At 43.7% G+C, this 18436-nt stretch carries 8 protein-coding genes, 4 rRNA genes, 4 pseudogenes and 1 riboswitch; of the genes and pseudogenes, 1 reads left to right on the top strand and 15 read right to left on the bottom strand.

What is annotated here, in order from left to right; translation table 11 throughout:
• Positions 1–5 precede the first annotated feature (5 nt).
• The 13 genes and pseudogenes from ACRWSG_RS12700 to ACRWSG_RS12640 form a co-directional block, all read right to left on the bottom strand.
• Positions 6–1489: pseudogene (locus ACRWSG_RS12700) on the bottom strand (cobyric acid synthase).
• Complete coding sequence (gene cobU, locus ACRWSG_RS12695) at positions 1489–2016, bottom strand: bifunctional adenosylcobinamide kinase/adenosylcobinamide-phosphate guanylyltransferase (protein WP_054554242.1); 528 nt, start codon at positions 2014–2016, stop codon at positions 1489–1491. The pseudogene ACRWSG_RS12700 and the gene cobU overlap by 1 nt, the downstream one beginning before the upstream one ends.
• Positions 2013–2867, bottom strand: coding sequence for an adenosylcobinamide-GDP ribazoletransferase (locus ACRWSG_RS12690; protein ID WP_235372651.1), 855 nt, complete (start codon positions 2865–2867; stop codon positions 2013–2015). Before ACRWSG_RS12690 ends, cobU begins: the two co-directional genes overlap by 4 nt.
• Positions 2821–3882, bottom strand: coding sequence for a nicotinate-nucleotide--dimethylbenzimidazole phosphoribosyltransferase (cobT, locus tag ACRWSG_RS12685; RefSeq protein ID WP_462166464.1), 1062 nt, complete (start codon positions 3880–3882; stop codon positions 2821–2823). The genes ACRWSG_RS12690 and cobT overlap by 47 nt, the downstream gene beginning before the upstream one ends.
• 3 nt (positions 3883–3885) lie before the next feature.
• Positions 3886–4875 carry a FecCD family ABC transporter permease gene (locus tag ACRWSG_RS12680; protein ID WP_462166463.1) on the bottom strand — a complete coding sequence of 330 codons (990 nt, stop codon included), beginning with the start codon at positions 4873–4875 and terminating at the stop codon, positions 3886–3888.
• Positions 4868–5698: an ABC transporter ATP-binding protein gene (locus ACRWSG_RS12675; RefSeq protein ID WP_462166462.1), complete on the bottom strand. Its 831-nt coding sequence runs from the start codon at positions 5696–5698 to the stop codon at positions 4868–4870. The genes ACRWSG_RS12680 and ACRWSG_RS12675 overlap by 8 nt, the downstream gene beginning before the upstream one ends.
• 103 nt (positions 5699–5801) lie before the next feature.
• Positions 5802–5869, bottom strand: a riboswitch (cobalamin riboswitch).
• A gap of 60 nt (positions 5870–5929) precedes the next feature.
• Positions 5930–6547 carry a histidine phosphatase family protein gene (locus ACRWSG_RS12670; protein ID WP_054554237.1) on the bottom strand — a complete coding sequence of 206 codons (618 nt, stop codon included), beginning with the start codon at positions 6545–6547 and terminating at the stop codon, positions 5930–5932.
• 84 nt (positions 6548–6631) lie between these two features.
• Entirely contained in the window at positions 6632–7060 is a 429-nt protein-coding gene (locus ACRWSG_RS12665; RefSeq protein WP_199528429.1) for an FKBP-type peptidyl-prolyl cis-trans isomerase, read from the bottom strand.
• Positions 7061–7781: 721 nt separating this feature from the next.
• Positions 7782–7896: ribosomal RNA gene (gene rrf / locus ACRWSG_RS12660) — 5S ribosomal RNA — on the bottom strand.
• 155 nt (positions 7897–8051) lie between these two features.
• Positions 8052–8166 (bottom strand): 5S ribosomal RNA (gene rrf / locus ACRWSG_RS12655).
• A gap of 125 nt (positions 8167–8291) precedes the next feature.
• A 23S ribosomal RNA gene (locus ACRWSG_RS12650) occupies positions 8292–11174 on the bottom strand.
• A 282-nt stretch (positions 11175–11456) separates the two neighbouring features.
• Positions 11457–12997 (bottom strand): 16S ribosomal RNA (locus tag ACRWSG_RS12645).
• The 16S, 23S and 5S rRNA genes sit together here, the layout of an rRNA operon.
• A gap of 618 nt (positions 12998–13615) precedes the next feature.
• Positions 13616–14472 (bottom strand): annotated as a pseudogene (locus ACRWSG_RS12640) (tetratricopeptide repeat protein).
• 83 nt (positions 14473–14555) lie between these two features.
• On the opposite strand from ACRWSG_RS12640, the pseudogene ACRWSG_RS12635 reads away from it, so the two are divergent.
• Positions 14556–15868 (top strand): annotated as a pseudogene (locus tag ACRWSG_RS12635) (M20 metallopeptidase family protein).
• A 1-nt stretch (position 15869) separates the two neighbouring features.
• On the opposite strand, the pseudogene ACRWSG_RS12630 reads toward ACRWSG_RS12635, so the two are convergent.
• Together ACRWSG_RS12630 and ACRWSG_RS12625 are read right to left on the bottom strand one after the other, a co-directional pair.
• Positions 15870–17781, bottom strand: a pseudogene (locus ACRWSG_RS12630) (DNA topoisomerase III).
• 66 nt (positions 17782–17847) lie between these two features.
• Positions 17848–18324, bottom strand: a complete 477-nt coding sequence (locus tag ACRWSG_RS12625; protein ID WP_199530190.1) for a hypothetical protein — start codon at positions 18322–18324, stop codon at positions 17848–17850.
• Between the last annotated feature and the right edge of the window lie 112 nt (positions 18325–18436).

Genomic DNA, 18436 nt, shown 5'->3' with positions numbered 1-18436 from the left:
GTTCCTTATGTCTCTAAGTTGAAGTTCTCATAAATATTGATGATTTGTTCAATATCGAGATTCTCTGCTACTACACTAGCTAAACGGTTTAACTGCTGTTCACGGTTTAAGTTAATATCAATCGGCTTAATTTGGCTATTTGGTGCAAGCCAAGTTATTAGCTCAGATACGCCTTCAGGGGTATCGAACAAGCCATGTAAGTAAGTACCTGCTACTTGGTTATCATCACTAATAAAACCATCTACTTTGAATCCACTTGGGTGTTCATTAAAACTCAAAAATGGCTTATCAAGTGCCGTCCTTGACTAATCCCGGCGTGAATTTCATAACCTGAAATTGCTTTATCGCGATTGTTTAAATGAAGAATGCCAGAGACTTGGCTTAGTACTTTTTGTTGCCCTAATTGCGTTTCAAAGTCAGCAAGTCCGAGTCCTTCAGCGCTGCCTAAATTAGACTCCACTGCATGTGGATCAGCAAGGTAGTTGCCTAGCATCTGCAGCCCACCACATACTCCCAGCACTTTACCGCCATAGCGTAAATGACGTGTTATTTGTTTATGCCAACCTTCATTTTTTAAAAACGCTAAATCGCTCAGTACATTTTTACTGCCCGGAATAATAATCAGATCAACACTTGGAATAGCCTGGGTATGACGTACATACTGTAAATCAATTTCTGGTTGTAATCGCAGTGCATCGAAGTCTGTGTGATTACTAATATGAGGAAGTAGCAACACGGCTATGCGTAATTGCGGTTTATCTACCTGATTAGTTATAGCAACGGCATCTTCTGCATCGAGTGCTAAGTCATGTAAATAAGGTAACACCCCAAGCACTGGCTTATTGGTGTATTGCTCTAACCAATCAAGGCCTCCTTGCAATAACGCAATATCACCACGAAAACGGTTAATCACAAAGCCTTTAACGCGCGCTTGCTCCGACTCAGACAACAAGGCTAACGTTCCGACTAAATGAGCAAACACGCCGCCTTTATCGATATCGGCAATGATGATCACCGGGCAATCAACCGCCTCAGCGTAACCCATATTAGCAATGTCGTTTTCACGCAGGTTAATTTCTGCTGGGCTCCCTGCACCTTCAACAACCAGTAATTCAAAACGTTCACTTAAACGCTGCTGCGAAGTAAGAACTGCATCCATCGCCACTTTTTTGTAGTCGTGATAACTGCCCGCTTCCATATTCGACAGCGCTTTACCATGAACGATTACCTGCGCCCCGGTATCGCTGTTAGGTTTTAATAAGATAGGGTTAAAATCGACTTCTGCGGGGACTTTTGCCGCTACTGCTTGCAAAGCTTGTGCGCGACCTATTTCGCCACCATCTTCGGTTACGGCGCTATTTAACGCCATATTTTGTGGCTTAAAAGGCGCAACCTTAATGCCTCGATTAGCAAAGATCCGGCAAAGTGCTGCTACAAGAGTACTTTTACCTGCATCTGAGGTCGTGCCTTGCACCATTAATGTTTTCATCATTGTTCTCTTTTTAAGGTTTGTGCAAGACCTGCAATCACAAACTCAACACGTGCAACTTGCTGTGCTAAGGCTTGATGTAACCAACCTGAATGATCAACAAACTGACGGCTTAATTCACCGAGCGGCACAATACCATGACCCACTTCATTGCTGACAAAAATCACCTCACCCGGCAATTGCGATAGCACATCGAGTAAGGCCGCTTTTTGCTCAAGCCAAAATGCTTCACCCTGCTGGCATAAGCAATTACTCAACCATAGGGTTAAACAGTCCACTAAAATACAGTTTTCAGCATGGCTATATTGTTGTAGTGCTTTAGCCAAATACAAAGGCTCTTCGACAAGCTGCCAATGCTTAGCGCGCTCTGCTTGATGCCTATTAATTCGGGCTGTCATTTCTTCATCACCCGCATTGGCTGTGGCAATATAGATAAGCGGCTTGTTTGAATCTGTTGCCAGCTGCTCAGCAAAACGGCTTTTACCGCTGCGAGCACCGCCTAAAATTAAAGTATGTTGTTGGCTCATAATAAACTCACCAAGCAAAGGTAAGTAACAAGCTCAGATACTTGCTGGGCTGCCCCTAAGCAATCGCCGGTGTAGCCAGATAACTGTTTTTCAAACCAGCGCTTTAATAGTAAGCGAGTAACACAAAGCACACTGATGAGTATTAATAATTGCCCTAGAGTGAAGCCAAAAAACAACCATGCAATTGCTAACACCGCACCGCCAGTTGCTAGCAGTATTTGATAACTCTGCGTGCTTAAATGCATCGCAATGGGTTTTACTTTAGATGTGGCGTCCTGACTTACATAGTCCATGTCTGCAATTAAACTTGTTGCTACAACCCGACTTAAGCTTTGCCCTAAAACAAGTGCAATAATCACAGTACTGGTTACTTCACTAAGTGCGACGAGTGTTTGGTACTTAATTAATAAGGCCATCACAAGCGCCGCAGCACCATAGGTACCTAAGCGACTATCTTTCATAATGCTCAGCTTATCTGCAACGTGCCAACCACCACCAAAGCCATCCCAGACATCTGCAAGGCCATCTTCATGAAATGCCCCTGTAATTATCAAGCTAAACGCCATAACTAAGGCAACTGCAATGGCTGCAGGGAATAACCAACTTAGCAGCAAAAAGCTCAGCGCTAAAAGTACACCTAATATCACACCGACCAATGCAAAATAGCGGCTGGCCTGATTGAGTGCCTGACTCGATACTGCAAAGTTTAACTTAACGGGTATACGCGTTAAAAAACTAAGTGCCAGTAAAAATAGTTGAAGCTGGCTTGGGGTAGAGTCAGAAGTGTGTTGTTCAGCGCTCATATCAGACAACTTGCTCAACATTGGCATCGGCAAAACTTGCCATGTCATTGTAAAACGCCAAAGATGCTTGCAGTAAAGGTAAGGCAAGCGCAGCCCCGGTGCCCTCTCCTAATCTTAAATCAAGCTGCAATAAAGGTGTTGCGTGCAAGGCATTGAGCATTGCTTTGTGCCCTTGCTCATCAGAAGCATGAGCAAATAACATATAATCGCGAGCGTTTGCATTAATGCGAGTTGCAACAAGCGCCGCTGCAGTACAAATAAAGCCATCCACGATCACCGCCATACCAAGTTCCGCAGCAGCTAAAATGGCACCGGTGATCTGAACAATTTCAAAACCACCTAATGCAGCGAGTGTCATTAGTGGGTCATCAAAATGAGCTTGGTGTAATTGAAGTGCTTGCTCAACAACTTTAATTTTTTTAGCTATAACCTCGTCGCTCACACCTGTGCCTTTACCAACACATTGGCTGGCAGGTAAAGACAAAATGGCAGCCATTAATGCCGCAGCACTTGTGGTATTGCCAATACCCATCTCACCAAAGGCGATGGTATTACAACCTTGCTCATAGAGTGAATGAACTCGCTGTTTGGCTAATGCAAACCCTTTTTCGACCTGGCTAAGTGACATGGCCATTTCAGTATTCAGTGGTGCAGTGATTTCACCTAAACGCTGGTTATGCACTCTTTTATCGTGTGAAGTATTGAGAGTTCCTGCATCCACAACTTCCAGCTGCCAGCCAAGCTGGCGACAAAATACATTAATCGCTGCGCCTCCTGCTGCAAAGTTTGCCACCATTTGTGATGTAACGCTGCTAGGAGCAATTGACACGCCTTGGCTTGCCACACCATGATCGCCTGCAAATACAACTAGAGAAGGGTTTGAAATAACCGGTTTAAAGGCAACTAGCGCCTGCTCAGTATCAAGCTGCTTTGAAAAAATAAGCGTTAATTGTTTGGCACAACTTTCAAGCTGACCTAAAGCGCCTAGCGGCTTTGTTTTAAGGTCTATTTTTTGTTGAATTACAGCTGAAAATTGCTGATCAATAGGCATGATATTAAACATTAGCTACCTGCTCTGTTTACGAAAATAAAGTAAGAATAAAAAGAACACACTACCGATAGCGGCTGTGATCACACCAACAGGTAGTTCTTGGTTATTCAATAGGGTTCGGCATAACACATCGACCCACACCATAAAAATGCCACCGACCAAGGATGTCATAACTAAGTTATGGCTGCTGCCTTGCGGCGAAAAGTAGCGCACAATATGTGGGATCATCAGGCCGACAAAACCAACGCCACCACACATAGCAACAAGCACCGCTGTTATTAATGAACTTAGCAGTAGCATCATGATCCGAAAGCGTTGTACATGAATCCCCAAAGTCGCTGCACTTTCATCACCAAGCAGCATCGCATTTAGCTGACGACGAAATGCAATCATCAAAGTCATACAGGCAATAATAACGGCAAACGGCAGCCAAAGAGTGTCCCACTGAGCACGAGAAAAACTGCCCATCGTCCAAAACAAGATAGCGGTGATGGCTTGTGGATCGCTAAAATAAAGCAGCAGACTAGTCAGAGCACTAAATAAGAAAGATAAAGCAACACCAGCGAGTAACATGGCTTCAACTTGGCCAACATGGCGACGCCCTGCAATAGCAATAAGCAACAGCATAGAAAGTAAGCTTCCGGCAAATGCTGCAACTGACATACTAAAGCCAAAACTCACACCGGTTAGGGCTATAAAGCACACCACACCAAATGAAGCCCCAGAAGAAATACCAAACAAGTAAGGGTCAGCAAGCGGGTTTCGGGTTACGGTCTGCAAAATTAATCCTGCAAGAGCCAGCCCAGAACCTGCTAAAAATGCCAGCATTGTTCTGGGCATACGTAACTGCCAAATAATACGCTGCACAAATTCATCGCTACCTTGGCTAAACAAACCATTAAAAACATCACTCAGTGGCGTATTTGCAGCACCAAAGCTCAATGCAAAAAAACAACTAATAAGCCCTACGACAACACAGATACTTAAACGCATTGCATCAGTCATGTTGATGCTCCTGTGTCTGATAGCCATAAAAATAAGTGATGTGCGGAATAAACTTATCAATACTTGATTGCGGGTGAGCAGATACCGCTGCGCAGACACCAAATACATCACTCAACAGCTGCTCAGTAAGTACCGCTTTTGGTTGCCCCTGACAAACCAAGCACCCCTCATCAATCACGATGAGTTCATCACACAAACTTGCTGCGAGATTTAAGTCATGAAACGAGGCAAGCACAGTCACATCAAGGGACTTTGCTAACTCCATTATTTGAATTTGGTATTTAACATCAAGGTGGCTGGTAGGCTCATCCATGATGAGCAACTTAGGTTGTTGTACGATAGAGCGTGCAATGAGCGCTCTTTGCTTTTCGCCACCAGAGAGCGAAACAAATGCTTGTTCACTGTGATGAGATAAACCAACCTGCTCTATAGCTTGATATATTCGCTGCTTATCATTGGCAGACGTGCCGCTGAAAAGTCGCTTATGAGGTGTTAAGCCTAAACTCACTACATCGAACAAAGACAAATTAAACTGCGATGGAGACTCTTGTAAAACCACTGCAACCTGCTTTGCATATTCATCAGCACTGATTTGCCAAATATCTTGACCGCTTAGCAGCACAACCCCTTGCTGAGGTTTCAAGTAACGATAAAGGCAACGCAGCAAGCTTGATTTACCCGCACCATTAGGGCCGAGTAGACCGATAAACTGCCCTGCTTTTAACTCAAGGTTAATTGATTTAAGTATAGTTTTATTCGCAGTACCCCAACTTAAATCAGACACTGATATTAATGGCGCAGCGCTAAGGCTATTTTGTTGCAAGCTTATTCTCTCTTGACGAGCAATCGCAACGCACAAGAAAGCACTGGTAAGTACCAGAAAATGACGTGAGTTGACCCGCTCGATGATTAATTGTTAGTGCTAAGTATCTGGCTGACCATTATTTAGATGGATTACAGTTGCGGGAACAGCTGGAGAATTTCACTCCATTCCATAGCATATGAGTATTATGGCGGGCTAAGTAAATAATTCAATGAATATCGCTCTAGATGGCTAAAAAACAATTTTAGGCCAAGCTTCTCCTTGTTCATCTATATATACATCAAGTGTAATAAGCCCTGCATAAGGAAGATGAAAAACATTTAAATGCGTGGCTGATTGTTTTGGCATCTGACAAACAATAGCGAGAATTTGTTTGATCACTCCAGCATGACTAATTACCAATGACTGTTCATGCTTAGATTCACATAGTGATTGTAAAAATGTTTGCCACCATGCCTCTACCCGGGCGTAAAAGTCTGCCATAGATTCACCATTTGGTACTTTTACTTGCCATGGGTGCTGCCAAAAATCACCAATATGAGGCTTACTTGTTTGCTGCCAAAGCTGTTGGTAATCTTGGCCATCCCAATCACCAAAATTAAACTCTTTCAGCGCGTTATAATACTGTACATGCAGTGAGTGCTGATTTGCTAAATAATCAGCGTGGACTGAGCAACGCTTTAGTGGTGAGCTATATATGGCATTTAAATTTATGAGCTCAGCAGAGGCTTGGCGCATTTGCTTATGACCAAGCTCTGATAAATCGACATCGATTTGCCCAGAAAGAATTCCAGGCGTAGCTATTTCGCCATGGCGAAGAAAGTAAACTCGTGAAGTAAATGCGTCCATAATGTTCCTCAGTAAACCATTAGTGAACGTTAACGCGTTTTAAATACTCTGTCGACTTATGCTAAGGCTGTTATGCTCAGAGAGTTAAGCTAAACGCATTAAACGAACATCAAAATGCAGCACTGCATTTGCGCCAATTTTGCCACCGTTACCTTTTTTACCCCAAGCAAGCTCTGGGGGGATCACAAATTCATAACGAGAGCCGATATTCATTAATAGCAACCCTTCTCTTAACCCTTCTATAGCTTCGGATAATGCGAACACCTCAGGCATACCCGCTTTATAACTGTCGGCAATAACACTGCCATCAGCAAGCATAATACGTTGATTAATAACCACTGTATCGAACTCTGTTACTCGCTCCCCTTCAACTTCATCAATCACTTTATACATTAACCCCGACGGGCATAGATGCGTATCTGGATGCGATGAGAACTTAGCAATAAATGCTTCACTATTTTTACGATTTAAACCTGAAGAACCTTTTGACTTGGTCGTTTTCTTACGAGACACAGCAAACCTTAATTGTATTACAAATATAAAACGCTTTATCGCATAACAAGGTAGGGGAAGCAAGTTTGCGAGAGTAAAGTTGCAAGTTAGAAAGGGAAAAGTTTGAGGATCTGGCGTAGGTTGGGTAGAGCACAGCGAAACCCAACACAGAGCTATCAGCTTTCAGCCGTCAGCGATCAGCCGCGCGGTGTGGGTATTTGGGGCAGAGTCTCTTTAAGTAATAAAATCTTGTTGGAGGCACTTCAGTGCCGAAATAATAAAAAAAATATTCATTGCTGAAGCCATTCTTACGCCAGACTTGACCTTGAAATTTAAACTTTATCCTTGCTAACTAGCAACTCGCTAACTCGTGTTGGGTTTCGCTACGCTCTACCCAACCTACCTGGAGAATGAACAGAGTGAATGCTGAGGGAGTCTCGGTACTAAACAACCACACAGTTCAACTGATACCAACCCGCAATAATACTTAATCATTTTGAGGGATTAAACCTGTCGCTAACGGCGTTAAAAATTTCTCATTTAGAACAACTAAATAACGAAATTTTTGCCTTGTTATCAACGAGGTTTTATTGCCTCAAAATAGACTACTTAATTAAGCGGATTGGTATGACATCTAACCTCTGATATCTCTGTATTTCAGCTGACGTCTAACGGCTGAAAGCTGACAGCTCCCAGACGCAAAAAAGCCCGATTCTTTCGAATCGGGCTTTCTTTAATAGGATCCTGGCGATGACCTACTTTCACATAGCAGCTGCTACACTATCATCGGCGCTGTTTCGTTTCACTACTGAGTTCGGCATGGGGTCAGGTGGGTCCAAAACGCTATTGTCACCAAGAAAATTCTTTTCAATTTTCTTATTATTTTATTTATAGTCTTTCGACTTTATTTAAAGTCTTGCGACTGAATTTGGAGCCTGGATATGACCAAGTGCCCACAGCGGTAGAGAGACACATAGCAGCTGCTAAGAGAAACCTAACACTTTAATTTTGAGCCTGGCGATGACCTACTTTCACATAGCAGCTGCTACACTATCATCGGCGCTGTTTCGTTTCACTACTGAGTTCGGCATGGGGTCAGGTGGGTCCAAAACGCTATTGTCACCAAGCAAATTTGGTTTTAATTCGCTCTTTTGAGCAAATTAATAAATCTGGAATTCTGATATCAAGTAATTGTCTACTTTAGTTTCTTAACTTCTGTCGTTACGCTGTCATAAAACGCGTTTGGCGTTGTATGGTTAAGCCTCACGGGTAATTAGTACAGGTTAGCTTAATGGCTCACACCACTTCCACATCCTGCCTATCAACGTTGTAGTCTTCAACGGCCCTTCAGAGACTTTAAAAGTCTAGTGAGAACTCATCTCGAGGCCTGCTTCGCGCTTAGATGCTTTCAGCGCTTATCAGTTCCGAACGTAGCTACCGGGCAGTGCCATTGGCATGACAACCCGAACACCAGCGGTTCGTTCACTCCGGTCCTCTCGTACTAGGAGCAACCCCTCTCAATTCTCAAACGCCCACGGCAGATAGGGACCGAACTGTCTCACGACGTTCTAAACCCAGCTCGCGTACCACTTTAAATGGCGAACAGCCATACCCTTGGGACCGACTTCAGCCCCAGGATGTGATGAGCCGACATCGAGGTGCCAAACACCGCCGTCGATATGAACTCTTGGGCGGTATCAGCCTGTTATCCCCGGAGTACCTTTTATCCGTTGAGCGATGGCCCTTCCATTCAGAACCACCGGATCACTATGACCTACTTTCGTACCTGCTCGACGTGTCTGTCTCGCAGTTAAGCTGGCTTCTACCATTACACTAACCGTACGATGTCCGACCGTACTTAGCCAACCTTCGTGCTCCTCCGTTACTCTTTGGGAGGAGACCGCCCCAGTCAAACTACCCACCAGGCACTGTCCGTAACCCCGATTAGGGGCCAACGTTAGAACATCAACACTACAAGGGTGGTATTTCAAGGACGGCTCCACAAAAACTAGCGTTTTTGCTTCAAAGCCTCCCACCTATCCTACACATGTAGGGTCAATGTTCAGTGCCAAGCTGTAGTAAAGGTTCACGGGGTCTTTCCGTCTAGCCGCGGGTACACAGCATCTTCACTGCGATTTCAATTTCACTGAGTCTCGGGTGGAGACAGCGTGGCCATGGTTACACCATTCGTGCAGGTCGGAACTTACCCGACAAGGAATTTCGCTACCTTAGGACCGTTATAGTTACGGCCGCCGTTTACCGGGGCTTCGATCAAGAGCTTCGTCCGAAAACTAACCCCATCAATTAACCTTCCGGCACCGGGCAGGTGTCACACCGTATACGTCATCTTGCGATTTTGCACAGTGCTGTGTTTTTAATAAACAGTCCCAGCCACCTGGTCACTGCGGCTCCCGTCCGCTTAGAGAGCAAGTCTCATCACAGATAGGAGCGTACCTTCTCCCGAAGTTACGGTACAATTTTGCCTAGTTCCTTCACCCGAGTTCTCTCAAGCGCCTTAGTATTCTCTACCTGACCACCTGTGTCGGTTTGGGGTACGATTCGGTATAATCTGAAGCTTAGAGGCTTTTCCTGGAAGTATGGCATCAACAACTTCACACCCTTGGGTGCTCGTCTCGTGTCTCAGTCTTAGCAACCCGGATTTTCCTAAGTCACCAACCTACTCACTTTCACATGGACAACCAACGCCATGCTTGTTTAGCCTGCTCCGTCCCCCCATCGCAATTATACCAAGTACGGGAATATTAACCCGTTTCCCATCGACTACGCCTTTCGGCCTCGCCTTAGGGGTCGACTTACCCTACCCTGATTAACATGGGATAGGAACCCTTGGTCTTCCGGCGTGCGGGTTTTTCACCCGCATTATCGTTACTCATGTCAGCATTCGCACTTCTGATACCTCCAGCAAACCTCCCGGTACACCTTCAACGGCTTACAGAACGCTCCCCTACCACTCAAACATAGTTTGAATCCGCAGCTTCGGTGCATAGTTTAGCCCCGTTACATCTTCCGCGCAGACCGACTCGACCAGTGAGCTATTACGCTTTCTTTAAAGGATGGCTGCTTCTAAGCCAACCTCCTGGCTGTCTGGGCCTTTCCACATCGTTTCCCACTTAACTATGACTTTGGGACCTTAGCTGGCGGTCTGGGTTGTTTCCCTCTTCACGACGGACGTTAGCACCCGCCGTGTGTCTCCCGGATAGTACTTTACGGTATTCGGAGTTTGCAAAGGGTTGGTAAGTCGGGATGACCCCCTAGCCTTAACAGTGCTCTACCCCCGTAAGTATTCGTCCGAGGCTCTACCTAAATAGATTTCGGGGAGAACCAGCTATCTCCCGGTTTGATTAGCCTTTCACTCCTAGCCACAGGTCATCCCCTAACTTTTCAACGTTAGTGGGTTCGGTCCTCCAGTTGATGTTACTCAACCTTCAACCTGCCCATGGCTAGATCACCGGGTTTCGGGTCTATACCTTGCAACTATACGCCCAGTTAAGACTCGGTTTCCCTACGGCTACCCTAATCGGTTAACCTCGCTACAAAATATAAGTCGCTGACCCATTATACAAAAGGTACGCAGTCACCCTCGAAGGGCTCCTACTGCTTGTACGTACACGGTTTCAGGTTCTATTTCACTCCCCTCACAGGGGTTCTTTTCGCCTTTCCCTCACGGTACTGGTTCACTATCGGTCAGTTGGGAGTATTTAGCCTTAGATGATGGTCCACCTATATTCAGTCAAAGTTTCACGTGCTCCGACCTACTCGATTTCACTTAAGATGCATTTTCGTGTACGGGACTATCACCCTGTATCGTCAAACTTTCCAGAATGTTCCACTAACACATAATAAGCTTAAGGGCTGGTCCGGTTTCGCTCGCCGCTACTTCCGGAATCTCGGTTGATTTCTGTTCCTACGGGTACTTAGATGTTTCAGTTCTCCGCGTTCGCCTCTTACACCTATGTATTCAGTGTAAGATACCTGCAAGCAGGTGGGTTTCCCCATTCGGAAATCCTAGTCTCAAGCGCTTTTTACTAGCTTGACTAGGCTTATCGCAAGTTAATACGTCCTTCATCGCCTCCAACTGCCAAGGCATCCACCGTGTACGCTTAGTCACTTAACCATACAACCCAAACGGGTCTTTGTTAGTGACAGCTGTTAACTTCGCCAGAAGTTAATTCATCAAATAATGATGAGAATACTAAAGTAGATACCGATTAATCATTGCTGATTAACTGGCATATTTTTTACTTTTGAAAACTCTTTATAGATACGAATATCTATAAGAATTTTAATATCAGCTTTCCAAATTTTTAAAGAGCATATTAATTAGTTAAACCAAAGTGGTTTAGCTAACTAACAATCATCTGTGTGGACACTACGAACAAATAAGTTCTAAATCGTATAAGGAGGTGATCCAGCCCCAGGTTCCCCTAGGGCTACCTTGTTACGACTTCACCCCAGTCATGAATCACTCCGTGGTGAACGTCCTCCCGAAGGTTAGACTATCCACTTCTGGAGCAACCCACTCCCATGGTGTGACGGGCGGTGTGTACAAGGCCCGGGAACGTATTCACCGCGTCATTCTGATACGCGATTACTAGCGATTCCGACTTCATGGAGTCGAGTTGCAGACTCCAATCCGGACTACGACGCACTTTAAGTGATTCGCTTACCCTCGCAGGTTCGCAGCACTCTGTATGCGCCATTGTAGCACGTGTGTAGCCCTACACGTAAGGGCCATGATGACTTGACGTCGTCCCCACCTTCCTCCGGTTTATCACCGGCAGTCTCCTTAGAGTTCCCGACCGAATCGCTGGCAACTAAGGATAGGGGTTGCGCTCGTTGCGGGACTTAACCCAACATCTCACAACACGAGCTGACGACAGCCATGCAGCACCTGTATCAGAGTTCCCGAAGGCACCAAACCATCTCTGGTAAGTTCTCTGTATGTCAAGTGTAGGTAAGGTTCTTCGCGTTGCATCGAATTAAACCACATGCTCCACCGCTTGTGCGGGCCCCCGTCAATTCATTTGAGTTTTAACCTTGCGGCCGTACTCCCCAGGCGGTCTACTTAATGCGTTAGCTTTGAAAAACAAGTCCGAAGACCCGAGCTTCTAGTAGACATCGTTTACGGCGTGGACTACCAGGGTATCTAATCCTGTTTGCTCCCCACGCTTTCGTACATGAGCGTCAGTGTTGACCCAGGTGGCTGCCTTCGCCATCGGTATTCCTTCAGATCTCTACGCATTTCACCGCTACACCTGAAATTCTACCACCCTCTATCACACTCTAGTTTGCCAGTTCGAAATGCAGTTCCCAGGTTGAGCCCGGGGCTTTCACATCTCGCTTAACAAACCGCCTGCGTACGCTTTACGCCCAGTAATTCCGATTAACGCTCGCACCCTCCGTATTACCGCGGCTGCTGGCACGGAGTTAGCCGGTGCTTCTTCTGTAAGTAACGTCACAGCTAAGTGCTATTAACACTTAACCTTTCCTCCTTACTGAAAGTGCTTTACAACCCGAAGGCCTTCTTCACACACGCGGCATGGCTGCATCAGGCTTGCGCCCATTGTGCAATATTCCCCACTGCTGCCTCCCGTAGGAGTCTGGGCCGTGTCTCAGTCCCAGTGTGGCTGATCATCCTCTCAAACCAGCTAGGGATCGTCGCCTTGGTGAGCCATTACCTCACCAACTAGCTAATCCCACTTGGGCTAATCTTATGGCGTGAGGCCCGAAGGTCCCCCACTTTGGTCCGTAGACATCATGCGGTATTAGCAGTCGTTTCCAACTGTTGTCCCCCACCATAAGGCATATTCCCAAGCATTACTCACCCGTCCGCCGCTCGTCAGCAGAGTAGCAAGCTACTCTCTGTTACCGCTCGACTTGCATGTGTTAGGCCTGCCGCCAGCGTTCAATCTGAGCCATGATCAAACTCTTCAATTAAAAGTTTTTTGCTTGAAGTAAACTTCAAACCATGCTCAATGAATTCTGATTGTTTGTTTCTACTTTTTAAAAAAGTAAAATCAAAACGAATTGACTATATAGTCACTCAGTTACATTTGAGACTCTAAATTTGTTTGCTCCACTTAGTAAACTAAGCTTCGCTGTTAGAACTCAATCTGTACGAGTGCCCACACAGATGATTGCTTTATATTGTTAAAGAACGTTGCGACGCTGTCGCTAGGGATGCGTATAATACATCCTTAATTTTTCGAGTCAACACTTAATTTTAAACTTTCTTTTTAGACCGTTTTAAACCGAAGTTTTACTTAACTCTCTGTCACTTTGTTCAGCGCTTTTCATTGCTGCCCGCCGTATCAGTGGATGCGCATTATAGGGATGCAAAGAATTAACGCAAGCACTTTTTGTAGAAAACTACTAAAAACTTACCTTTCGCGCAAAAAACAAGCTAAAGGCAGTAAAAAACACAGTTTGCTGTACAAAATACAGCCAACTTTTCTCGAGAGGATCTTAAGTATTATCGAAATTAGGTAATACGCAAGTTTTTAAATAAAAAAAAGAGCCACAATCTTAGTGGCGCTTTTATCAATCAACTCTTAATTAGTACAAGATACTATATAACTTACGACGATACTTAGATGCCAAGGCATCGCCATCAGGTAAAGAAGCGATAATTTCTAGATAGGTTGGTTTTGCATCTGCGTAGTTAAGATTTTTTTAAGTACATTAAATAACATCTCTAGTGCTTCTTCTTTACGACCCGCGCTATTAAGAGCATTACTTAGTTCTACTTTTATCTCTAAATCATTTGGGTATTTTTCAACTTTATCCTGCAGTACTTTTATCTCTGGCGAATCTGTTGCAGCTAATGCTTGCTCACATTTTGCTTGAATATTTGTGAAATACGCATCACGTTCGTTTTCTGCAACCGAATCTAATAATGCTTGTGCATCTTCTAATTTATGAATTTGAATACAGATATCAGCTAAAACTAACTTTACACGTGTGTGATTTGGATCAAGCTCATAAGCCTGCTTTGCATAGTTAAAGGCATTATTTAGATCTTGATTAATTAACGCTTGCTTAGCTTGCTCTAATAATAACTCATGTTGAGCTGGTAAATGTTTAGCTAGCGCATCACGAATTTGCTGTTCTGTTTGAGCACCCGGTAACATATCGACAGGTGCTGAATCTTTTAACATCACAAGCGTTGGTAATGCTTGTAAACCAATTTGCTGCGCAAGTTGCCCTGCAAGAGCTTGCTCAACATCGCAATCTAATGTCGCTACTAATAAATGCTCACCATACTCATTTGCTATTTTCTCTAAAATTACAGCTTGCTGATGGCATTCTGGGTTTTGCGCAGAGTAAAAAGTAAGTAGCACTAGCTTTTCAGCTGACGTTTCACCCAATGCTTGCTGCAAATTTTGTGGGGTAAGGTTTATCATATTATTCATTTGATTGATTGCACTATATAAGTATTTAGGTTTTTATATAGTGGCAAACATAACAATTACAAGCCCCACGGGTCGAGGTCATTATGAAATTATCTGCTATTTCTGCAGCTTTATTACTTCTTAGTCCATTCGCACAAGCAACAACGCTCGATTTAAACCTTCAGAAGACTATGCCTGAAATTGAAAAGCTCTATTTAGACTTACATCAATCTCCTGAGCTGTCTTACCATGAAAAAGAAACGGGCCAAAAGCTTGCAAAGCAATTAAAACAACTGGGCTTTACTGTTACAGATAATGTAGGTGGTTATGGCGTTGTTGGTATTTATGAAAACGGTGATGTCCTACAGTAATGATCCGCACTGATACTGATGGACTACCAATTGTTGAGCAAACTGGAAAACCTTACGCTTCTAAAGTGACTGTAACAAATGATGCTGGTGCAACCGTTGGCGTAATGCATGGTTGTGGTCATGATATTCACATGAGTTCATTTATTGGCACAGCACAACAGTTAATGACACATAAAGATCAGTGGCAAGGTACGTTAATGATGGTCGCACAACCTGCAGAGGAAGTTGGCGGTGGTGCAAAAGCAATGCTTAAAGAAGGGCTTTTTACTAAGTACCCTACTCCAGATCATGTTATTGGTTTGCATGTAAGTGCAAGTGTTCCTGCTGGTAAAGTTAGCATGAAAACTGAATATACAATGGCAAGTGTTGACTCTGTTGATATTACAGTAAAGGGCAAAGGCGGTCACGGTGCCTACCCACACACAACAATAGACCCAGTTGTGATTGCTTCACGTATTGTATTGGCACTGCAAACTATTACTAGTCGCGAATTGTCACCACTCGAGCCGTCAGTGATCACCGTTGGCTCAATTCATGGAGGCTCTAAACACAATGTCATTTCAGATGAAGTAAAACTACAACTTACATTGCGTAGCTATAACCCTGAAGTTCGTTTACAACAAATCGCGGCAATTAAACGAATTACTAAAGGCATCGCATTAAGTGCTGGGCTTGACGAAAGCTTAGCACCAGAAGTCTATGTGCATGAAGATGAGTCAATTCCTTCAACTTATAACAATCCTGCACAAACCAATGTAGTGCGATCAGCAATTGCTAACGCTATTGGTGAAGACAATGTACTTGAAACTGAAGCTGTAATGGCCGGTGAAGACTTTGGCCTTTATGGCCGTACAGAACAAAATGTGCCGATTACTTTGTTTTGGTTAGGCGGTGTTGAACCGAGTCAATATGACTCAGCAATGCAATCTGGCGCAACATTACCTTCTTTACACTCAAGTAAGTTTGCACCTGATTACAAAAAAGCACTTCCTACTGGAATTACAGCAATGAGTAACGCCGCGGTTGCCCTATTCAACAAAAAGTAGTTTAGGCTGACTTAGCTCTGGGCTTAGCTTTTCTTTTAAAACGTCGCTTTTGCGGCGTTTTTGGTAACTGGGCAAAGACTTGGCTATCGCATTGCTTGGCTTGCTCAACTAAAGTATGTAACTCTTCCAACAATGGTGTTAAAAATTGCTGATAACTCATATGCTGTTCAGCGATATTACCTAACGATGCTTCCCACTTAGCGGTTAAGTCAGGGCTAGCAAGCTGTTCTGGTAATGTACTTATGAGTGCTTTACCTGTTGCGGTAGCCAAAATGTTTTTACCCTGCCGCTCTAAAAAACGGCGTTTAAATAAAAGCTCAAGAATACCGGCTCGCGTAGCTTCAGTACCAAGACCATCTGTTTCCTTAAGGATTCTTTTTAATTTCTGGGTCTTTCACATACCGACTGATGCCTGTCATGGCACTTAATAAGGTCGCATCAGTAAAATGCGCTGGCGGTGTCGTCATTTTGTCTACTACTTCACCTTGATTGCAATGCAGCTGTTGACCTTTTTCAAGTGGTGGTAAGGTTTGCTCATCTTTTAACTCTGTTTTGCCCATTAATATTTTAAAGCCTAAGCTAACATCTTGCTTAGCTGCTGCTTTAAAAAGCCCACCCGCAATTTCAACCGTTATTTTGGTTTCGTTAAATACATAGTCTGGATAAAATTGGATTAAATAATGACGACAGATCAAGCGATAGATTTTTTGTTCATCACTATTTAAGGACGCTGAGCGAAGTTGTTTTTCGGTAGGAACAATAGCGTGGTGAGCTGCCACTTTGCTGTCATTAAAACATTTACTCCGCTTACTGCTATCAGCTTGCTTACAAGCTTCAATTGCTTGACCTTCATTATTAGCGATGGCGGCAATAATACTCGCGGCATCTTTATGATGATCTTTTGGTAAATAGCGATTATCTGAACGAGGGTACGTAATTAACTTATGACGCTCATACAAGTTTTGGCAGGTATCTAGCACTTTTTGTGCAGGCATTGAAAACGCCTTTGCCGCATCAATCTGTAAAGCGGATAAATTATAAGGTAGCGGTGCCTGTTGTTTTTTTTGCTTTTGCTCAAGCTCAACCACTTTAGCTGGTTGATTAGTTATGCGTGACACAACATTTTCAGCAAGCCCCCTATGCAATACTCGCCCTTCTTCATCTTGATAAGGTTCACATGCTTTACTTGGTTGCCACTTTGCAGCAAATGTTTGCTGCTGCTGAGTTGCAAGGTGCGCTAAAACTTCGTAAAAAGGTTTTGCTACAAAATTAGCGATTTCATTATCACGATTAACGACTAAACCTAAAATAGGCGTTTGAACACGCCCAACAGATAGCACATTGCCAAATCCAGCTTTTTGCCCAGCAAGCGTATAGGCTCGAGTTAAATTCATGCCAAATAACCAATCGGCACGTGATCGAGCTAAGGCAGACACACTCAAAGGAATAAAATCGCGGTTCGATTTCAAATTATTTAGTGCTTTTTTAACTGCACTTAAGTTTAAGTCGCTGATCAAGAGTCGTTGAATTTGCTGTTTTTTGGCTTGGCTAAGTTTAACCTGTTCGATCACTTCATCAACCAATAGCTGGCCTTCCCTATCAGGGTCGCCAGCATGAATTATTGTACTTGCCTGCTTAATGAGCTTTTTTAGTACAGTAAGTTGTTTGCGTGTTTTTGCTTTAGGTTTTAATTGCCATTGTTCTGGCACGATAGGTAAATGCTCAAATCGCCATTTTTTAAAACTTGCATCGTAATCATCGGGCTCTGCTTGCTCAAGTAAATGACCAATACACCAAGAGACACAATCTCCATTACCAAGCTCTATATAACCATCCTGTTTTTTTTGTGGTTTTGGTAGAGCATCTGCAATGGCTCGTGCCAAGGATGGTTTTTCGGCAATGTAAAGTTTCATAACGCAACACTAAATACTGTTTTTATAAACAGTAGTCTAGCACAGGATTTTTAACGAAGAAACGCCTTAAGCTTGCTGGCTTCGTCGAGTAAAAAGATAGATAAGTGGTAGGTAACATACGACCACAGTACCAATATTGATTAGCGGTAGCAGGGTCTTATACATGTAAGTGCTGTAAGACAAATCCCAAAGGTGGCGGTCAACTAAACGGAACAATTGCAAAATAGGCGCCATTATCACAACCAACTGCCCTAAAACACTTTGCCATAAGTAGACTTTATCTTTAATACCTAAGTAAGCAATGATTGCCATCCAAGCAATATCATTAAAAGCCCAAACGACATAGCGCCAAATATAAATGTCATCAAATTCACGTAAGCCGCTATGAATTAAGGTACCGTATAAAAAGAAACATGCAGTTATTACGGTAAAGTGGAATGCCTGCCAATCTTTGCGGAGGTAGAAAACGAAAATAGCAGGGATCAGAATGAACACCCAGCTATTATTCAAAATTGAGATGGTATATACAAACCAATCAGGCAAAATTAACTAACCTTAATCTGTTTTACCATCATCGTCGCCACTACCATTACCAGGCATGTAGCTATATTTATCAACTTTTTTCATTTTTATTCTCTATTACATTTGTTAATGA

The organism is Pseudoalteromonas sp. GB43 (assembly GCF_054923805.1).
Note: the sequence above shows the minus strand (reverse complement) of the source record. Positions and strands in the feature narration are given on the sequence as shown.